Below are 1276 nucleotides of genomic sequence, written 5' to 3' on the forward strand. Positions count from 1 at the left end.
CTGTCAACTCCAGAGTTTCCTCTTTCAGTTGATCCCTCACTTTTCGTATTTCCTTTTGTGTTATTTAGGTCCTTCATCTTTTTCACACTGCCTGTGCTATCTAAAACAATGAATCATAATCTGATTACCTCAACGTAAAATAATCAAACTTGTTTTACTATATCCAAATGATAAGAGGAAATTGTAATCCTGATAAAGACTTGTAAGAAGTTCGTTAACCTAACCATGTAACACTTAACTCCACCTACACTAATCATAGGTGTTTTATGACATGCTATTGTCCCCGTAAAGTTAGCCCCTACTGAGTTAGTCATATGTTTTAAGTATCTATTGATGATTCATAATACTAATGCTAGACGCATCAACGAAATATACGCACTGAGAGGCGCACCATTAAATAATTGTGAATTACCATGTAAATATTGTGAACCAGGTGCAGCTAATTCTAATCTAATGATTAAAGACATTGCTGTTCCTGCCATACCACTAAAAATAGCTAACATAAAATATAATACTGCAATATCTTTTGCATTTGTTGAATATAATCATCTTTGTACCATTTTTACTTTTTTTTTATATATTAATTTTAATAATATTATTATTATTATATTCATTAAAAAAAAAAATTAATTAAATTTAATTTAATTTAATTTAAATAATTATTGTTATATCTTAAAGGATAATAATATATTATTCTATTTATAAATATAACAATAGTTGAATTTATAATATTAATTATTAATGAATACTATATAATATTTTAGTTATAACTTTAAACAATTCTTTTATATCTTTATAAATAAATATTATTATATTATAAAGTAATAGTATAATTAATTTTTATATATATATTATTTATATAAATGTATCATAATCTATAATATAATATATATATATATATTAAAATCATTTAAATTATATAACATATATATATATTTAATGATATTAATACTCTCTTTCATAATCTATATTATTAATATTATTTATATAAAATATTAATAATATTATTATTATATCTATTACTTATATCAATACTTATTATTTAATATTATATATTACTTTTTACTCATTACAAAATACCAACTAAACCGAACTAATATAAATATATTATTTAATATATTGATTTTTTTATTATTTATTACTTAATAATAAAATAAATTATATAAAAATATTATTATCTATATATTATATATATATTTATATATATATATATTTTTTATATTATATTATATTATATATATATTATTTACATTCTTTATTATATTTATATATATTA

General features: G+C 18.6%; 1 protein-coding gene. It reads right to left on the bottom strand.

Annotation, left to right across the window (positions count from 1 at the left end; translation table 11 throughout):
• Positions 1-338: 338 nt before the first annotated feature.
• Positions 339-482: a hypothetical protein gene (locus tag IE124_RS36205; protein WP_188425071.1), complete on the bottom strand. Its 144-nt coding sequence runs from the start codon at positions 480-482 to the stop codon at positions 339-341.
• Positions 483-1276 lie beyond the last annotated feature (794 nt).

The sequence above is a fragment of the Streptomyces narbonensis genome (assembly GCF_014649015.1).
Lineage (GTDB): Bacteria > Actinomycetota > Actinomycetes > Streptomycetales > Streptomycetaceae > Streptomyces > Streptomyces narbonensis.

Bases quoted from the DNA above. Each gene is read 5' to 3' on its own strand.
- IE124_RS36205 (WP_188425071.1), bottom strand. From the start codon at position 482: ATGGCAGGAACAGCAATGTCTTTAATCATTAGATTAGAATTAGCTGCA.